The following is a 16,615-nucleotide window of genomic DNA, read 5'->3' on the forward strand; positions in this document are numbered from 1 at the left end:
CCGCTTCATAACGATTAAGTTGTGGACGGGCGGCCGTCATCCTCTAATCGTCACGTGAATCGTGCGGCAAGCGGCGTAGCGGCGCGGCGTCCCGCCACGTGCCTGCGATCTGCCCGACCGACGAAGGAGCCCGAGCGTGAAAATGCCAGATGTCGATTCGAGCGTCGTCGAGCGACGCCCGACGATTGCACGCGATCTGCGCGCGATCGTCGGGGACGAGTGGGTGCTCGACAGCGAAGCGGAACGGCGGCCGTACGAGTGCGACGGGCTGACGGCATACAGCGCGTTGCCGCTGCTGGTCGTGCTGCCCGAAACGACCGCGCAGGTGAGCCGGGTGCTCGCGTATTGCCATGCAGCGCACATCAAGGTCGTGCCACGCGGATCGGGTACGTCGCTGTCCGGCGGCGCGCTGCCGCTCGAGGACGCCGTCCTGCTCGGCACGGCCCGGATGAACCGGATCCTGGAAGTCGACGCCGCGAATCGCGTGGCGCGCGTACAGCCGGGCGTGCAGAACGTCCGGGTGACCGAGGCCGTGCGTTCGCTCGGGCTCTGCTATATGCCGGACCCGTCGAGCCAGGCAATTTCGACGATCGGCGGCAACGTGGCCGAGAACTCGGGCGGCGTGCATTGCCTGAAATACGGCGTCACGTCGAATCACGTCACCGGGATGGAGATCGTGCTGATGACGGGCGAGGTGCTCACGCTGGGCGGCGCGTTCGTCGGCGGCGCCGACGGCGAGTTCGATCTGTGCGGCGCGCTGATCGGCTCCGAAGGCCTGCTCGCGGTCGTGACCGAGATCGTGGTGCGCCTGACGCCGGAGCCGCCGCTCGCGCGCGTGCTGTCGCTCGGCTTTGCCGACGTCGAGCGGGCGAGCCGCTGCGTCGGCGCGATCATCGGTCACGGCATCGTGCCGGCCGGGCTCGAATTCGTCGACCGCAAGGTCATCGGAGCGGTTTCGTCGCTGCTCGGCGAACTGCCGCCGCCGGGCGTCGAGGCGCTGCTGCTGTGCGAACTGGACGGCATCGAAAGCGAAGTGAACGCGCTGGCCGCCGAGGTCGAGCGCATCGCGCGCGACGCCGGCGTCGTCGACCTGCGGATCAGCCGGACCGAGGCGGAGCGCGAACAGCTGTGGCGCGCGCGCAAGCTCGCCTTCGGCGCGATGGGCAAGGTAGCGCGCGACATCTATGTGACGGACGGCACGATTCCCCGCGGGCAGCTCGCCGAAATCCTGAGCCGCATCGACAGCCTGTCGAAGCGGCACGGTCTCGACTACGCGAACTGCTTTCATGCCGGCGACGGCAACCTGCACCCGATGGTGCTGTTCGATTCCGCGAAACCCGGCGACCTCGAGAAAGCCGAGGCGTTCGGTGCCGACATCCTGCGCGCGTGCGTCGATCTCGGCGGCGTGCTGAGCGGCGAGCATGGCATCGGCGTCGAGAAGCGCGACCTGATGCCTTACCAGTTCGAGCCGAACGACCTCGCGCAGCAGCAGCGGCTCAAGTGCGCGTTCGATCCGGACGAGTTGCTCAATCCGGGCAAGGTGTTTCCGACACCGTGCCGTTGCGTCGAACTCGGCCGCCTGCGGATGCGCGACGGCAACCTGCGGTTCGCCGATGTTCCACGCTTCTAGGAGGCCGTCATGCACGTGACCGACGATCGCACGGCGCAGGCGCGCATCTGCCCGCGTGACGCGGCGGAACTCGTCGACGCCGTCGCCGATGCCAACCGTCATGGCCGCTCGTTCGAGGTCATCGGCGGCGGCACCAAGCGCGGGTTCGGCGAGCCGGTGCACGCGCGCGCGCTGCTCGATCTGTCCGGCCTGTCCGGCATCGACTTCTACGAACCCGAGGAACTCGTGATCAAGGTGCGCGCCGGCACGCCGGTCGAGACGGTGCGCGTGGCGCTGGCCGAACATCGGCAACAGCTTGCGTTCGAGCCGCCGGACTACGGCCCGTTGTTCGGCGGCGAACCGGCGCGCGGCACGATCGGCGGCATCGTCGCCTGCAATCTGGCCGGGCCGCGGCGCGTGCTGTCGGGCGCCGTGCGCGACGCGGTGCTCGGTGTAGAAGGCGTGAGCGGCCGCGGCGAGGCTTTCAAGGCCGGCGGGCGCACCGTCAAGAACGTGACCGGCTACGACGTGCCGCGTCTGATGACGGGGTCGTTCGGCACGCTGGCCGCGCTGACGGCCGTCACGCTGAAGCTGCAGCCTGCCTGGCCGGACGAACTCACGCTGCTGATCGACGGGCTCGACGATGGCGCGGCGACCGGCCTGCTCGCCGACGCGTTGGGGTTGCCGTTCGAGGTCAGCGCCGCCGCGCATGTCGGCGGCGTGCGACGCGATGCATCGATCATGCCGACGACGGCGTTGCGCCTGGAAGGCCCCGGCGCATCGGTGGCGGCGCGCGAGGCGGAACTCGCCAAGCGGGTCGGCCGCTCGCTGGCGATTCGCACCATCGGCGGCGACGAGAGCCGGGCGTTCTGGCGCGCGTTGCGCGACCTGCGGGTATTCGCGGACGATCGCGACGCATGTATCTGGCGGCTGATGCTGCCCGGCACGCAGGCCGCACGCGTGGTCGCTTCGATGGGCGGCGACGCGATCTACGACTGGGGCGGCAGCCTCGTCTTCGTGCGCACCGACGCGGCCGCCGTCGGGGCCCAGGCGGCGTCGCTCAGGCAGGCCGTCGCGGCGGCCGGCGGGCACGCGTGCCTGCTTCGGGCGCCGGCGACGCTGCGGTGCGCGGTCGGCGCGTTCCATCCGCGTCCGGCCAACCTGCGCGCACTCGGCGAACGCGTGCGCGGCATGTTCGATCCGAACCGCGTGTTCAATCCGGGCCGGCTCGACCCCATCGACACGGGAGCAGCGTGACATGAGAACCCGCATCGGCGACGCGGCACTGGCCGACCCCGACATCGCACTGTCGAACGACATCATCCGCAGCTGCGTGCATTGCGGCACGTGCCTGTCGCATTGCCCGACCTATCAGGTCCGTCACGACGAGAACGACAGCCCGCGCGGCCGCATCGTGCTGATGCGGAACATGTACGAGTCCGGCGGCGCGCCTGACCCGAAGACGGTCGCGCACCTGGATCGCTGCCTGACATGTCTCGCGTGCGAGGCGATCTGCCCGTCGGACGTCCAGTATTCGAAGCTGATCGCGCACGGCCGCGAATACGTCGAGACGCATTATCGCCGGCCGCCGGTGCAGCGCACGATCCGTCGCGCGCTGACCGTGCTGATTCCGAGCAGGCGGCTGTTTCGCGCCGCGCTCGCCGCCGGCCGGCTGTTCCGCCCGCTGCGTTCGGCATTCGGCGGCACGCTGCGCGCGATGCTGGAGATGGCGCCCGCGGCGCCGTTGCCGGCTCAGAGCCCGGTCGATCGCGTGCAGGTGTTTCCGGCACAGGGGCCGCGTCGCGCACGGGTCAGCTTGCTGAACGGCTGTGTGCAGACGGTGCTCGACCCGGCGATCAACGAAGCGACGATCCGGTTGTTGCAGCGCCACGGTGTCGAAGTCGTCATCGCGCGCGGTGCGGGGTGCTGCGGTGCACCGGCAGAGCACATGGGGCGCGAGGCGCAGGCGCTGCCGCTGGTGAAGGCGAACATCGATGCGTGGCTGCGCGAGGCCGACGGGCCGGCGGGGCTCGATGCGATCATCGTCAACACGTCGGGATGCGGGACGTCGCTCAAGGCCTACGGTCACGCGCTGCGGCTCGATCCGGCATGGCAGGACAAGGCGGCACGCGTCAGCGCGCTCGCGAAGGACATTTCCGAATTCATGGTGCAGCTCGGCTTGCAGACACCCGTCATCCGGCCGGGGCTGCGGGTCGTCTATCACGCGGCGTGTTCGATGCAGCACGGTCAGCGGATCGTGCATCCGCCGCTCGACCTGCTGCGCGACGCGGGGTTCGATGTCGTCCAGCCGTCGGACAGCTACATGTGCTGCGGGTCGGCCGGCGTCTACAACCTGTTGCAGCCGGAGATCGCGGGCGAGTTGAAGCGGCGCAAGGTCGCGGCGATGCGTGCGACGGTCGCGGATATTGCCGCGACCGGCAATATCGGTTGCATGACGCAACTGGCCGGCGCGGTCGGCATGCCGTTCGTGCACACCGTGCAGTTGCTCGACTGGGCAACGGGCGGACCGGTGCCGGACGCGTTGCGCGACAGCGTCGCGGTGCGCCGCAAGCGCGATGGCGCGTAACGGCCGCACAGTTGCGTGACGAAAGAGGGCGCGCCGCCGCTTCCGGCGGCGGCCAGCCCGGCGAGGATATCGACGAGTAACCGACGCCATCGTGGACGTCGAACAAGGAGCGTGCCATGCGATTTGCAGTGTATGAATTGGACGGACGCCGCGGTTTGGCGGTGGAGCACAACGGCCGCTGGTCCGGGCTGACCACCGGGGACACCACCTATCCGGGCGATCTGGATGCGCTGCTGGCGCAGGGCGCCGATCTTGCCGAGGTGGGCGCGCTTCTCGCGCGCGGCGCGCCGGTCGATCTCGAGTCGGTGCGCTTGCTGCCGCCGTTCGGACGGCCCGGCAAGATCGTCTGTGTCGGATTGAATTACCTCGACCACTCGACCGAGACCGGGTTTGCGAAGCAGACCTATCCGACCGTGTTCGCGCGGTTTGCGTCGAGCCTGATCGGCCACGGCGACCCGATCGCGCTGCCGACGCAGTCGTCGCAACTCGACTACGAGGGCGAACTGGTGGCAGTGATCGGCAAGGGCGGACGCAGCATCGCGCGCGAGCGGGCGCTCGATCACGTCGCCGGTTATTCGCTCTTCAACGACGCGACGCTGCGCGATTACCAGTTCCGCACGCCGCAGTGGACGATGGGCAAGAACTTCGACGGGACGGGGGCATTCGGGCCCTGGTTCGTCACGGCCGACGAACTGCCGCGCGGCTGCAAGGGGCTGCGGATCCAGACACGCCTGAACGGCGCGGTCGTGCAGGAGGCGTCGACGTCGGACATGATTTTCGATGTCGAGACGCTGGTCGTGCTGCTGAGCGACGTGATGACGCTGCAGGCCGGCGATGTGATCGTCACGGGCACGCCTGCCGGTATCGGGATGGCGCGCGAACCGCAGCTCTGGATGAAGGCCGGCGACGTGTGCGAAGTCGAGATCGAGCGGCTCGGCGTGTTGCGCAATCCGGTCGCGCCGGCGGCTGCGGTGCGACGCGACACGTAGCGGACGCGCGTGTCGCGCTCGTCGGTCGGCGGCGTCACGCGCGCCGGCGGCGCCGGCCGGTCGCGCCCGACGCGAGCTGCTTCAGCGCGGCGGGCGTGCCGTGCAGGAACGCGTCGATCAGCCGCTCGATCTCGGTGTCGAGATCGTCGGGCACCGGCAGGCCGTAGACCCATTTGCGGACGCCGAAATAGAAGATGCTCGCGTGCAGGCTCCAGACCAGTTCGATTTCCGCATTGCGCTGGGCCTCCGTCGCCGGCGTGGCGATGTCGTATTCGTACCGCAGCTCGCGCAGCACCGGCAGGAATACGCGTTCGCGCAGCCGCGACAGGTAGCGCGTGTTGAACCCCTCGCGGATGAGCCCCGCGAAGATGAAGGTGCGGATCCATTCGCGCCGCAGGATGGTTTGCGCGTACGCGCGGTAGAACGCGACGAGCCGCTCCTGCAGCGGGACCGAGCGATCGGCGATCAGCTTTTCCCAGTCGGGATCCCACGTGTAGATCTCGTCGTAGACACGATCGATCAGCGCTTCCTTGCTCGGAAAGTACCGGTACAGCAGCGGCTGGGTGACGCCGATCTGCCGCGCGAGCTCGCGCGTGCTGCCGGAAAAGCCGTGCGTCGCGAAGTGCTCGATCGCCTTCTCGACGATCTGACGCTCGCGCGCTTCCGGCGCGAGCCGGCGGCCCGGCGTGACGGCGTTGCCGTCGGCGTCCGTCCCGGGCTCGCGGGCCGGCGTGCTGCGTTTTCTTTCGGTCATTCATCGGCTCCTGATGGCGCGCATGCCTAAACTATCGATCGAAAAATAGCACGATCGGGGCCGCAAATACGGTTTGCGGCGCGGCTTTTGTTGTGGCGCCGAATGCGTTGCGGGATCGTCCCGCATCGAACCGGGCCGGCGACCCGGACCTGCGCCCGTGCGGCGTATTCAGAAAAATTCAGGCCGACGCCATGACATTAAGGCCGGCCTTCACTAGTCTTGCTTCCGAACCGCCGCATGGGCCGGATGCCAGTCGGCAAGCCGGACCGGTCGGCGAAAACGGAGCGGAACATGCGTTATCAGATCTCGCCGGGCGCAGGCATGGCGGGCGCCGGCGCCATCGACACCATCGAGGAAGCCGGGTCATGCCGTCGCAGCCGGTAACCGCGGGCGCCGCCGCCGCGCCCGATCACGTGCGCGGCGAGGACGTGTTTCTCGCGTCGATCGCGGGTTACGTCGACACGCTCGGCTTCGTCGCGCTGTTCGGCCTGTTCACCGCGCACGTCACCGGCAACTTCATCCTGATCGGCTCGGGGCTGGCCGGCGTCGGGCAAGGGCTCGTGATCAAGTGGCTCGCGTTTCCGGCCTTCATCGCCGGCATCGTCGGCGCGCGCGTGCTCGATCATCGGATGCGCGTGCTGGGCCACGGCGTGCGCGCACGTTCGCTGTATGCGCTGCAAGCCGTACTGCTGGCCGGGTTCATGCTGGCCGGCGTGATGGCATCGCCGATCGCCGACGCCGACGCACCGAGGACGATCCTGTGCGGCCTGCTCGGCGCCGCGGCGATGGGCGTCCAGAACGCGCACGGCCGTTTGACGGCCCGCTCGGTCGTCGCCAACACGGTGATGACGGGCAATGTCACGCAGGCGGTGATCGATGCGTTCGACTGGCTCGTGCCGCTCGCAGCTCCTGCCGAACGGGACGCCGCGCGGGCGCGGCTGCGGCGCACGCTGCCGCCGGTCGCGGGCTTTGCGCTCGGGGCAGGCGCGGGCGCGGCGGCCTATGTGTTCGCCGCCTTCTGGGCACTGGCGCTGCCGCTCGCGGCGCTGTGCTTCCTCGCCTATCAATCAGGTCGGCCCGACGCGCGGCCGACGTCACGCTGAATGCGCGCGCAGCATACGGCTGCGCTTGCCACTTTCAAGGAGAACTCGATGATTGCACTGAAGTTGCGACAGGTATTGCGGATGACGGCCGCGTCGACGGCCGTGCTTGGCGCCTTGCTGGCGACCGCGCCGGCCCATGCCGATGAGACGCGTCTGCTCCAGCCCTCGTCCGCGCGTGTGCCGGCCGTCGCGGTCGGCCCGCAATACGACACGACGCACGTGTGCGTCGCGCCGGAAGATTTCGACCGTTTCACCGACAGCTTCGTCGCGACCTTCGGCGGCAAGAAGTCGAAGCAGGGCGTGTTCCAGGTCACGCCGACGCCGAGCCAGACGATGTCGCAGCTCGTGCTGACGCCGGTCGGCACGGTCTCGGTGTTCGGCTTCAAGACGCCGATTCCGTATCCGTTCTGCGAGGAGCGTACCGGCTATCTCGTCACCGACATGGACGTTGCGGTGAAGTCGGCGCGCGCGCACGGCGCGGACGTGATCGTCGACACGTTCCCCGATCCGATCGGCCGCGACGCGATCGTCCGCTGGCCGGGCGGCGTGAACATGCAGCTGTACTGGCACACCCAGGCGCCGAACTACGATCCGCTGCAGACGGTGCCGGAAAACCGCGTGTACGTATCGCCGGAGAGCGCGAACAAGCTGGTGCACGACTTCGTCGCGTTCTCGCGCGGCAAGGTCGTGTCCGACGTGCGCAAGGCGCCGGGCGTCGAGATCGGCCGCCCGAACGACACGTACCGCCGCATCCGCATCGAGTCGGGTTTCGGCAAGATGACCGTGCTGGCCACGGACGGCCATCTGCCTTACCCGTTCGGCCGCGAGATGACGGGCTATGAAGTGCAGGATCTGGCCGCGACGCTGAAGCAGGCGCAGGCCGCGGGCGTGACCGTGCTGGTGCCGACGTTCACGTCGGACGGGCGCGATGCGGCGCTCGTGCAGTTCCCCGGCGGCTACGTCGCCGAGATCCACGCGCGGTCGAAATGATGGACCGCCGGCCGATGAGACGGGCGTGGCGGCGCGTGCTGCCGGCCGCCGTGCTGGCGGGCGGCGTCGCGACGTACGCCGGGACGGCGGCCGGCGCCGAGGAATCCGCGGCGGCCGATGCCGCGGCGCCGGCCTCGACCGCCGGCGCGACGTGCACCGCAAAGCGCCCCACGTTGCTGTTCAACCGCTGGCAGGAAGACTGGTCGGTACTCGCGGATCCGTGCGTGCCGCGCCAGCCGCTCGACGCGCTGAAGTACATCCCGCTGGGCGCCGACCCGTCGACCTACCTGTCGCTCGGCGCGAACCTGCGCGAGCGCTTCGAGCTGAACAATGCGCCGCTGTTCGGGCTCGGGGCCGCGCATGACGACAATTACGTGATCCAGCGCGCGACGGTGCATGCGGATCTGCGTTATGCCGGGCATTTCCAGGCGTTCGTCCAGTTCGTCGATGCGCGGCCGTTCGGCAAGGACACGGTCGGGCCCGTCGACAAGGATCAGCTCGACATCGAGCAGGCGTTCGTCGCGTATGTCGATCAAATTGGCGGCGGCACGCTCAAGACCCGCATCGGCCGGCAGGAGATGGCGTTCGACTTGCAGCGGTTCGTGTCGGTGCGCGACGGGCCGAACGTGCGCCAGGCGTTCGATGCGCTGTGGGCGAACTACGAAATCGGCAAATGGCGGCTGATCGGCTATGTGACGCGCCCGGTGCAATATCGCGACGACGCGGTGTTCGACGACGTGTCGAACCGGCACCTGAGATTCGACGGCGTGCGCGTCGAGCGCAGCGGCACGGGCCCCGGCGACCTGTCGGCCTACTGGTCGCGCTATACGCGCGACAACGCGCGTTATCTCGCCGGGGCCGGCACCGAGCGGCGCGACGTGTTCGACATGCGCTACGCGGGCAAATCCGGCCGGCTCGACTGGGACGTCGAGGCGATGCTCCAGACGGGGCACATCGGACAGGACACGATCGGTGCGTGGGCGTTCGGTGCGCTGGGCGGCTACACGTTCACGAAGACGGCGGGCACGCCGCGCATCGGCATTCAGGTCGACGGCGCGTCGGGCGACAAGCATCCCGGCGACGGGCGCATGGGCACCTTCAACCCGCTGTTTCCGAACGGCTATTACTTCACGCTGGCCGGCTACACCGGCTACAGCAACCTGATTCACGTGAAGCCTTCGCTGACGTTCAAGCCGGCCAGCAACGTGACGGTGCTGACCGCGGTCGGTTTCCAGTGGCGCGAGACGACGGGCGACGCGATCTACGGGCAAGGGATGTCGGCGGTGCCGGGCACGGCCGGCAAGGGCGGTTCGTGGACGGGCATGTATGCGCAGGCCCGCGTGGACTGGCTCGTCAATGCGAACGTTGCGCTGGCCGTCGAGGCCGTGCACTTCCAGGTCGCCAACTCGATCCGCGCGCTCGGTGCGCGCAATGCCGACTATGTCGGCATGGAAGCGAAGTTCGGCTGGTAATGCGACGCGGCGCGCCGCGCCGCTCAGTGCTGCGTGCGCGCCAGCGCTTCGACAAAATCGATGAACGCCGTGACGCGCTTCGAGCCGCGCTGATTCGGCAGGTAGAGCGCGGTGACGACCGAGCGCGCCGCATCGGGCGTGACGTCGTACTGTTCGAAGAGCCTGCGCAGGCGGCCCGATTGCACGTCGGCGTCGACCAGCCAGTCGGGCAGCAGCGCGATGCCGGCGCCGTCGAGCACGGCATCGCGCAATACTTCGCTGTGGTTCGATTTCAGGCGCCCGGCGACGAGCACTTTCGTCGTGCCGTGCGCGTCGGCAAACGTCCACGCCTGCTGGTCGCCGCCGAAATGAAAGCGCAGGCACCCGTGATCGACCAGCTCGCCCGGCGCCGATGGCGTGCCGTGCGCAGCGAGGTAGTCGTGGCTCGCGACCACATAGCGCTGGAACGTGCCGAGCTGCCGCGCGACGACTTCCGCGGACGGCGCCGCTTCGCCGAGCCGGATCGCGACGTCGATCCGGCCGGCGGCGAGATCGACGCGTTCGTCGGTGAGCTGCAGGTCGAGGTCGAGCTTCGGATAGCGCGCGAGAAAGGCCGCGACGTGCGGCGCGATGCGGCGCACGCCGTACGCGACCGGCACCGACACCCGCAGCGGTCCGGACGGCTCGTCGCCGCGATCTGAAACCAGTGCGTCGGCTTCCGCGAGTTCCTCGAGCAGCCGCTTCGCGCGGGCGTAGTACACGGAGCCGGCATCGGACAGCGTGACCTGTCGCGTCGTGCGGTTCAGCAGCACGGTGCCGAGCGACGCCTCGAGCGCATCCACCGCGCGCACCACCGACGACGCTGCGAGTTCGAGGCGCCGTCCCGCGCTCGAGAAGCCGCCGGCTTCCGCCACTTCCACGAACGCGCGCAGCGCGGAGAATTTGTCCATGTCGTCGCCTTTGTGACTTTGTGCCTTTGTGCGCGCCGCAACGATGCGTTGCGCGCCGTTCGCATTCTATCGTCGGCCCGCACGCGCTATCTTCCGGACTGCAATGTACAGGAAGGAGCCTGCGATGAAACCCCTCGAAGTAACGGTGACCTACGACCTCATCTGCCCGTGGTGCTGGATTGCGGAGCACCGGCTCGCGGAGGCGCTTGACGAAGCCGGCCTGGCCGGCAACGTGAACGTCCGGTTCGTGCCGTTCGAACTGAACCCGTCGATGCCGGCCGGCGGCATGGACCGCAAGGCGTACCGGAGCGCGAAGTTCGGCAGCTGGGCGCGCTCGCAGGCACTCGACGCGCATGTGGCCGAAGCCGGCCGGGCGGCCGGCCTCGTGTTCGATCATGCGCGGATCGCGCGCACGCCGAACACGCGCCTTGCACACCGGCTCGTCTGGTTCGCCCAGCAACGCGGCAGCGCGGTCGCGCTCGTCGACGCGCTGTTTGCCGCGTATTTCCGCGACGGCCGAGATATCGGCGACGCGGACGTGCTGGTCGAGATTGCGGCCGGCGCCGGTTTGCCGGGCGACGCGGTGCGTGCGTTCCTGGCGTCCGGCGATGGGCTCGACGCGGTGGTCGCGCTCGAAGCGCAGGCGGTGCGCGAAGGCGTCGCGTCGGTGCCGTCGACGCGCATCGGGCTGTCGGTCGTCAGCGGCGCGCAGCCGGCTGCCGTCTTTCGCGATGCGTTGATTGCCGCGCAGCACGCGCGTGACCGGGCCGCCTGAATCCGGGCCGGCGCCGCCGGGGCACGGCCTTCAGAACGATTCATGTCCCGCTCAGGATTATTGCGAATCCGGCCGGTAAGCTCGGTGTCGCGTGCTTCTCGCCGGCCGTGCCGGCTGGCCGGCGCGCAACGTCGCAACGTCGCAACGTCGATACGCAACCCGGGAAACGGACATGAAGAACTTGAACTGGCGCACGCGCGCGGCGCGCTCGGGCCGCATGCTGCTCATCGCGTGGTGCGTCGGCATCATCGCAACGGTCGCGTTCGCCGGCGAGCCGGGCGGCGGGAACCAGGCCCCCGGCTTCTATCGGCAGAAGCTCGGCGATCTCCGGATCGTCGCACTGTCCGACGGCACGCATCCGTTTCCGGTCGATACGGTCTTCCGCGATGTGTCGAAGGACGAAATCCGGCGCGATCTCGATCGCGAGTTTCTCGAGCCGCCCGTCCAGGGGTCGATCAACGCGTTCCTGGTCGATACGGGATCGAAGCGGATTCTCGTCGATACGGGCGCCGGCGTGCTGTATGGCGACTGCTGCGGCAAGCTGCTCGCGAACCTGCGCGCGGCAGGCTATGCGCCGGAGCAGATCGATGAAGTGTTGCTCACGCACCTGCACAAGGATCACGTCGGCGGCATTGTGTCGAACGGCAGGATGACCTTTCCGAATGCGGTCGTTCGCGTGAACGAGATCGAAGCGAATTACTGGCTCGATCCGGACAACAAGGCACAGGCGCCGGCATTCCTCGCGTCGTTTTTCGATGCGGCGGCCGCGTCGGTCGCACCGTACGTCGCGGCCGGACGCTTCAAGACGTTTCGCGGCGAAGCGACGCTCGCTCCCGGCATTCGCGCGGTGCCGATGCCCGGCCATACGCCGGGCCATACGGCCTATCTGATCGAAAGCGGCGACGCCGGGCTGCTCGCTTGGGGCGACATCGTGCACGTCGCGGCGATCCAGTTGCAGGATCCGGACGCGACCGTCCAGTACGACAGCGATGCCGACGCGGCGCGCCGCACCCGGCGCGATACGCTGAAGCGCGTCGCGGACAAGCGTTATCTGGTCGGTGCCGCGCACATCGCGTTTCCCGGGCTCGGGCATCTGCGCAGGGACGGGGAGCAGTACGACTGGGTGCCGGTCAACTATGACGCGACGCCGCTTCAATGACACGATGACGCGCGCGTGCCGCGACCGCGCGCGACGGCTTCAGCGCGACAGTTCGCGCCGCCATGCGCCGGGCGGATGGCCGACGATGCGCGCGAACACGCGGTTCAGGTGGCTCTGGTCCGCGAAGCCGCAGGCGGCCGCGATTTCGGCGAGCGTCATGTCGGTCGTCTCGATCAGTTGCCGGGCGCGGATCACGCGCTGTTCGAGCAGCCATTGATGCGGCGTGCGGCCCGTCGTGCGCGAGAACGCGCGGATGAAATAGCCGCGCGACAGATCGCATTCGTTGGCCACTTCCTCGATCGATACGCCGAGGTTGGCCTTTTCCATCAGGAGTTCCTTCGCGAGCGCCGCCTTGGCCGGCGACAGCAGGCCCTTGCGCTGCAGGTCGCGCGCGTGCGCATTGCCGTAGCGGCATGCGAGATGCGTGCCGATCGCGAGCCCCATCTGCTCGACGAACAGCGCGTTCAGCGCGCCCGGCGCGTCGAGGCTGTTGGCGACGGCGTGCGCGAGATGGCCCAGCACCGCGTCCTGCGCGTCGGGCGCGCAGGTCAGGCCGCCGATTTCCGTTCCGTCGTGCTCGCGGCCGACGCGCTCGAGGTAGCTGCGCGACAGCTCGACGAGCAGGAAGTCGAACTTGCCGTACAGGTCGGCGCGGAAATTCCGCGAAAAGTCGCGAATGTAGATCGAGTTGTGCTGAAACTGCCGCTCGGATTTGCCGGCTCCGCCGTAGATCGTGCGCCGGTGCCCGCCATTGAGCGACACGCCGATCAGGAAGCCGCGATCGCTGGCCGCCATCTCGATGCGCTCGAATTGCTCGTCGCGCATGCATTTGCGGTGGAGCGTCAGGCCGCCGACCGACCTTTCAATATCCTTGGACAACAGGGTCGAGATGCATCCGAGCGTGTCTTTCGGTGGGGGCGCCGGTGGCGCGGCGAGAGGGGCTGGCATGATGGAACGATCCTTCGATGGGGTGCGGTGCGCGAGCATCCTGGTTGCGTGCAGTGTATAGCACGCCCGACAGGCCCAAGATAACTTGAATAAATGTCCGCTGGCTGACGGAATGCTTGATTCGGTCGATCCATGCCGCGCCAGGCCCGGCCGGCAAGCGGAGGCGCGATTCCGATTGATGTTGCCCCATTTGCAATCGCGCGGCGCGGGTTCGGCGGCATGCCGTTCTGCACGGTGCCAGCGCATTTTCCTTCAAGATTTTTGTTTAACCCGCGTTTACACTCGGCCCACTTTTTGAGACTTTGTGCCCGGCCTGCAGGGCTGGCCGGGCGAGGACTCCCGCCCCGGTGAACCGTGCGTTCACATGGCGGTCATCGTGGGGAACCTGGAGGCGGCCATGATCCAGATCGGGAATTTGTCGGTGGATTTCGAGCAGCGCGACATTCGCCATCACGGCGCGTCGCTGCGTATCGGCGCACGTGCACTCGACATACTTGAAGTGCTGCATCGCGCGAACGGTTCCGTCGTGTCGAAGGACGACATCATGGATGCCGTCTGGCCGGGCCTGATCGTCGAGGAAAACCGGCTGCAGGTCCATGTCGCGACGTTGCGCAAGGCACTGGGAGCGAACCGCGACCTGATCAAGACGGTGCCGGGCCGCGGCTACCTGCTGATCGCGCAGCCGCCGGTCGCGCATTCGGCGCCGCCGCGCGCGGCCGAATGTCCGCCCGAGGTTGCCGCTGCCTTTCATCCGGTTCCGCTGGTCGGACGTCAGGCCGAGATCGAGCAGATCGTCGACATGATCGAACGTGCGCCGGTCGTCACGCTGGTCGGCGCGGGCGGCATCGGCAAGACGAGCCTGGCCAACCGTGTCGTGCACGAGCTGCGCTGCCGGTCCGGCGAGCGTGGCCTGTTCGTGGAGCTGGCAAGTGCCGCGACGCGCGACGACGTGCTGCTCGCGATTGCCGCGGAACTGGGGCTCGAGACGGACGGCGTGCCTGCCGCCGACCGGATCGGCGATGCATTCGCCGCTTCGCGCGGCCTGCTCGTGCTCGACAACGCGGAGCACGTCGTCGACCTGGTGGCCGACCTGGTCGAAACGCTGACGTCGCGAGCCGCGCCGCTGCGCGTGCTCGTGACGAGCCGCGAGCCGCTTCATATCTCGGTCGAAGCCGTGTTTCGCGTGGCCCCGCTGGCGGTTCCGGACGGCAGCGCGTCCGTCGACGAGATCGTGCGCCATTCGGCCGTCGAGCTGTTTCTGGCGCGGATTCGCGCCGCCACGCCCGATTGCGAGGTCGACGCGGCCGGCGTCAGGCTGATCGGCGACATCTGCCGGCGCCTCGACGGGCTGCCGCTGGCGATCGAACTGGCCGCCGCGCGCGTCGCGACGCTCGGGCTCGAGGTCGTCGCGTCGCGTCTCGACGACCGGCTGAACCTGCTGACGGGCGGGCTGCGCTCGGCGCTGCCGCGCCACCAGACGCTGCGGGCGACGTTCGACTGGAGCTATGTGCTGCTGGATGCGGCCGCCCGGTCGCTGTTTCGCCGCATGGCGTGCTTCATCGGCCCGTTTACGTTCGATGCCGCCCGCGAGGTGGCGATGGATCCCGGCATGTCGGCCGCCGGGATGATCGCAGTGCTCGGCGAACTGGTCGCGAAGTCGCTGGTGACCGTCGAGTTCGACGGCGCGCAGGCGCGCTACCGGTTGACGGAATCGACGCGCGCGTATGCGCTCGAGAAACTGCACAACGAGGGCGAATTCGAAACCGTCGCCGAGCGTCATGCGCGCTACGAACGCGAGCAGGGGGAGGCGCGAATGCTGACGCAGGCACAAGCCGCGGACCTCGCGAGCCTGCGTCTCGCCGCGGGCGCGCCGGCGCCGCGCGAGCCCGCGGTGGCCGAGCCGCACGCGCTGGAAGCGGACGCGCTGGCGCTCGCGTTGCGGGAGCCGGCGCGGATGCGCGAATGTTCGATATCGGCGAGGCGAGCGCTCGACGCAATCGAGGCCGGGGCGGTCGGGGGCATCGATGCGGCGCGTGAAATGCGCCTGCGCGCGGCCTATGCGGCGGCGCTGCTGCATACCGATGGCGATACGCACACGGCCGCGGCGATGTGGGACCGGACGCTCGGTCTCGCGGGCCGGATCGGCGACGAGGCGTTCGACGCGCGTGCGCTGGTCGGGCTGTGGAACACGATGCTGACGCGCTCCGACATCCACGAATCGCTGCGCTACGCGACGCGCTTCGAGCGCGCCGCGGAGCGGCGGGGCGACCGGTCGCAGCGGCTGCTGGCGACCGCGATGGTCGCGACCTCGCTGCATTACTTCGGCGAGCATGCGCAGGCGCGCGAGCGGCTGGAGGCGGCGATGGCCGAGCTGGCCGAGGTCGGCGAACCGTCCTGTGCAGAGGCGGCGCTCGGGATCGACGTCGCGACGCTCGGCCGGACGATGCTGACGCGGCTCGTGTGGATACAGGGCGACCCGGAATATGCGATGCGCCTGGCGGCGCAGGCGGTCGAGTGCGCGCGCCGCAGCGGTTCGGCGCCGGCGCTGTGCGTCGTGCTCGGTGCCGCGGCTGTGCCGATTGCATTGCGCTACGGCGATCACGACGTGATTTCCGATTATCTCGGGACGCTGCGATCGACCGCACAGGCGAACGGGTTCGACATCTGGCTCGGCCACGCGGAATGCCTTGCCGGGCAGTTCGACATGCAGACCGGGCACCCCGGCGCCGGTCTCGCACGGCTCGAGCCCGCGCTGCGGCGCATCGAAGCGAGCGGCTTTCAGCGCACGCTCGCGCCGCTGATCGTCGCGTACGCGGAAGGGCTGACGCGCACGGGCCGCGCGGCCGAGGCATGCACGAAGCTCGACGCGACGCTCGCGCGCTGCCGCATGCACGGCGAGCATCTGTTCGTGCCCGAACTGCTGCGCGCCAGAGGGCTCGCGATGCTCGAACAGGCACGCAGCGCCGATGCGGACCTCGCGGTCGCCTGCGAAGCCGACGGGCACCGTCATCTGCTGATGGGGATCCATACCGCGAACGGGCAAGGGGCAGCCATGTGGGCGCTGCGCGGCACGCTCGATCTCGCCGATCACCTGATCGAGCGCGGGCGGACCGGACAGGCTTCGTCGCTGCTGGCCGGTCTGTCGGGGCATTTCGATCCGCAATCGCGTGCGTTCGACGTGCGCCGGCTGGCGCGCGTGCAGAACTTCGTCCGGCCGGACACGACGCCGTCGACGGGCCGCACGCGCATGCGGCACGAGGCGATGGATGCGGTGCAGTCGGTTGCGTAACGGCGCACCCG

13 protein-coding genes are annotated in these 16,615 nt (G+C 68.9%); 10 read left to right on the forward strand and 3 right to left on the reverse strand.

Translation table 11 applies throughout. The features are described 5' to 3' along the window. The first annotated feature begins 142 nt into the window (after positions 1-142). The 4 genes from DM992_RS38455 (at position 143) to DM992_RS38470 (ending at position 5,185) form a co-directional block, all read left to right on the forward strand. Positions 143-1,630, forward strand: a complete 1,488-nt coding sequence (locus DM992_RS38455) for an FAD-linked oxidase C-terminal domain-containing protein (RefSeq protein ID WP_162631857.1) — start codon at positions 143-145, stop codon at positions 1,628-1,630. Between the two features lie 9 nt (positions 1,631-1,639). Then, positions 1,640-2,866 (forward strand): glycolate oxidase subunit GlcE, encoded by a 1,227-nt coding sequence (glcE, locus tag DM992_RS38460; protein ID WP_111021450.1) that lies wholly within the window; start codon positions 1,640-1,642, stop codon positions 2,864-2,866. Position 2,867: 1 nt separating this feature from the next. Further along, complete coding sequence (gene glcF, locus DM992_RS38465) at positions 2,868-4,196, forward strand: glycolate oxidase subunit GlcF (protein ID WP_111021451.1); 1,329 nt, start codon at positions 2,868-2,870, stop codon at positions 4,194-4,196. A gap of 116 nt (positions 4,197-4,312) precedes the next feature. Beyond that, positions 4,313-5,185 carry a fumarylacetoacetate hydrolase family protein gene (locus tag DM992_RS38470; RefSeq protein WP_111021452.1) on the forward strand — a complete coding sequence of 291 codons (873 nt, stop codon included), beginning with the start codon at positions 4,313-4,315 and terminating at the stop codon, positions 5,183-5,185. A gap of 34 nt (positions 5,186-5,219) precedes the next feature. Here the strand turns inward: DM992_RS38470 and DM992_RS38475 are convergent, their stop codons facing one another. Next, positions 5,220-5,939: a TetR/AcrR family transcriptional regulator gene (locus tag DM992_RS38475; protein WP_111021453.1), complete on the reverse strand. Its 720-nt coding sequence runs from the start codon at positions 5,937-5,939 to the stop codon at positions 5,220-5,222. Between the two features lie 365 nt (positions 5,940-6,304). On the opposite strand from DM992_RS38475, the gene DM992_RS38480 reads away from it, so the two are divergent. From DM992_RS38480 to DM992_RS38490, 3 genes are read left to right on the forward strand one after another with little or no spacing between them, the layout of a single operon-like run. Next, positions 6,305-7,042 (forward strand): YoaK family protein, encoded by a 738-nt coding sequence (locus tag DM992_RS38480; protein ID WP_111021454.1) that lies wholly within the window; start codon positions 6,305-6,307, stop codon positions 7,040-7,042. 48 nt (positions 7,043-7,090) lie between these two features. After that, positions 7,091-8,032 carry a glyoxalase gene (locus DM992_RS38485; RefSeq protein WP_111021658.1) on the forward strand — a complete coding sequence of 314 codons (942 nt, stop codon included), beginning with the start codon at positions 7,091-7,093 and terminating at the stop codon, positions 8,030-8,032. A gap of 14 nt (positions 8,033-8,046) precedes the next feature. Next, positions 8,047-9,504, forward strand: a complete 1,458-nt coding sequence (locus tag DM992_RS38490) for an alginate export family protein (RefSeq protein WP_111021659.1) — start codon at positions 8,047-8,049, stop codon at positions 9,502-9,504. A 23-nt stretch (positions 9,505-9,527) separates the two neighbouring features. Here the strand turns inward: DM992_RS38490 and DM992_RS38495 are convergent, their stop codons facing one another. Next, on the reverse strand, positions 9,528-10,433 hold the full coding sequence (locus tag DM992_RS38495) for a LysR family transcriptional regulator (protein ID WP_111021455.1): 906 nt from the start codon (positions 10,431-10,433) through the stop codon (positions 9,528-9,530). A gap of 124 nt (positions 10,434-10,557) precedes the next feature. Between DM992_RS38495 and DM992_RS38500 the strand changes: the two genes are divergently transcribed. Both DM992_RS38500 and DM992_RS38505 read left to right on the forward strand, forming a co-directional pair. After that, entirely contained in the window at positions 10,558-11,208 is a 651-nt protein-coding gene (locus DM992_RS38500; protein WP_111021660.1) for a DsbA family oxidoreductase, read from the forward strand. Between the two features lie 217 nt (positions 11,209-11,425). After that, positions 11,426-12,367 (forward strand): MBL fold metallo-hydrolase, encoded by a 942-nt coding sequence (locus DM992_RS38505; RefSeq protein ID WP_111021661.1) that lies wholly within the window; start codon positions 11,426-11,428, stop codon positions 12,365-12,367. A 39-nt stretch (positions 12,368-12,406) separates the two neighbouring features. On the opposite strand, the gene DM992_RS38510 is transcribed toward DM992_RS38505, so the two are convergent. After that, a complete protein-coding gene (locus DM992_RS38510) occupies positions 12,407-13,315 on the reverse strand; it encodes an AraC family transcriptional regulator (RefSeq protein WP_111021456.1) in 909 nt (302 codons plus the stop codon). Positions 13,316-13,712: 397 nt separating this feature from the next. On the opposite strand from DM992_RS38510, the gene DM992_RS38515 reads away from it, so the two are divergent. Then, a complete protein-coding gene (locus DM992_RS38515) occupies positions 13,713-16,604 on the forward strand; it encodes a winged helix-turn-helix domain-containing protein (protein WP_111021662.1) in 2,892 nt (963 codons plus the stop codon). Positions 16,605-16,615 lie beyond the last annotated feature (11 nt).

It is taken from the genome of Burkholderia sp. JP2-270, assembly GCF_003233675.1.
GTDB lineage: Bacteria > Pseudomonadota > Gammaproteobacteria > Burkholderiales > Burkholderiaceae > Burkholderia > Burkholderia pyrrocinia_C.